Genomic DNA, 1796 nt, shown 5'->3' on the forward strand with positions numbered 1-1796 from the left:
TGCCGCCGGAGCCGAAATTCATCGCGCTCGGGTCGCTTTCCGGCAGATCATTCGGATCAAGTCCGGCCTTGGCGATGGATGGCGCGAGATAATTTCCGTGAACGCCGGTGAACAGGTTGGAATAGACAATATCGCCTGCCTTGGAGTCGACAATCATGTCCTTGTAACCGTCGACCGCATTGGCCTCGTCACAGGAGATGAAGGCCGAGCCGATATAGCCGAGGTCTGCGCCCAGCGCCTGTGCCGCCGCGACCGCGCCGCCATTGGCGATGGAGCCGGAAAGGGCCAGCGGGCCATCAAAGAACTGGCGGATTTCCTGAATCAGCGCGAAGGGCGAAAGCGTGCCGGCATGGCCGCCCGCACCGGTGCACACCGCAATCAGGCCATCAGCGCCTTTTTCCAACGCCTTGTGCGCGAAGACGACATTGATGATGTCGTGCAGCACAATGCCGCCATAAGAGTGGATCGCGTCATTCACTTCCTGACGCGCGCCGAGCGAGGTGATCACGATCGGCACCTTGTGCTTCACGCACATCTCCACATCATGATCGAGACGGTTGTTGGTCTTGTGGACGATCTGGTTGACGGCAAAAGGCGCGGCCTTGCGGTCCGGGTTCTTCTCGTCCCATTCAGCCAGTTCCGTGGTGATCCGGTCCAGCCACTCGTCCAGCACCGGGCCGGGCCGCGCGTTCAGCGCCGGGAAGCTGCCGACGACGCCGGCCTTGCACTGGGCGATCACAAGTTCCGGATTGGAGATGATGAAAAGCGGCGATCCGATAACCGGGATGCGCAAATTTTGGAGAATGGGGGGTAGTGCCATGAGAAATTACCTCAAACGGAAAGGGACGCAGTTTACGTAAACGGAAACTAGCGTTTGAGCTATGTTGGGCAAGGCGTGACGTTGCGGACACCTCTTGCCCAAAACTGTGGTTCGGGCCAGACTGGCCAGCATCCAAGACAGTTTCAAAATAAAACATCCGAGGGAGAAAACGGAATGCGAAAAAACAGCCTTTTGAATGGTAGCGCTATCATGGTTGCCGCGGCTCTGGCCGCCTGCTCTGGCGATGCGCCCACGACGAGCGCCGAGACAGAAGTCGCTGCGCCGCCGGTCGAAACCGTTGAAGCCGAGCCAACGGAGTCAAAGTATCTGAATGAGCCGCTGGTCAGCGAGATCTTCACCGCAGACCCCAGTGTCCATGTCTGGGATGATGGCCGCATCTATGTGTATCCGAGCCATGATTATGATGCGGGCATCCCCGAAGACGATCTTGGCAGTCAGTACGCCATGCGCGACTATATCGTCCTGTCCATGGACGAAGTCGGCGGCGAGGTGACCATTCATGACGTCGCGCTGGATGTCGACGATGTAGCCTGGGCCGCCCAGCAGATGTGGGCCCCGGACGCAGCCCACAAGGATGGCAAATACTATCTCTATTTCCCGGCCAAGGATGCCGATGGCGTCTTCCATATTGGCGCAGCTGTCTCCGACAGTCCTACCGGGCCATTCACCGCAGAGCCCGAGCCAATCGAAGGCTCCTACTCCATGGATCCGACCGTCTATGAGGACACGGACGGCGAATACTACATGTATTTCGGCGGCATCTGGGGCGGGCAGCTGCAACGCTGGGCGACCGGCGAGTACAATGCCGACCCGAACCTCAACACGGACCTCGTCAATGATGACCCTCTGACCAGTGACGATGAAGCCGGCCAGCCTGACGATGTCGCGCTAATGCCGAAGATCGCCAAAATGGGCGAGGACATGGTTTCCTTCGCCGAAGCGCCGAAGGACGTGA

Annotated in this window: 2 protein-coding genes; one reads left to right on the forward strand and one right to left on the reverse strand. The window is 59.1% G+C overall.

Annotation, left to right across the window (positions count from 1 at the left end; genetic code table 11):
* Positions 1 to 820 (reverse strand): NAD(P)H-dependent flavin oxidoreductase (locus B4F73_RS12235; protein WP_290483395.1); only part of this gene is annotated, 820 nt, incomplete at its 3' end.
* Between the two features lie 174 nt (positions 821 to 994).
* Here B4F73_RS12235 and B4F73_RS12240 point away from each other — a divergent pair.
* Positions 995 to 1796, forward strand: an 802-nt coding sequence (locus tag B4F73_RS12240; RefSeq protein ID WP_290483396.1) for a family 43 glycosylhydrolase, incomplete at its 3' end; no start/stop codon positions are given.

The organism is Hyphomonas sp. UBA3601, assembly GCF_002375605.1.
Taxonomy (GTDB): domain Bacteria; phylum Pseudomonadota; class Alphaproteobacteria; order Caulobacterales; family Hyphomonadaceae; genus Hyphomonas.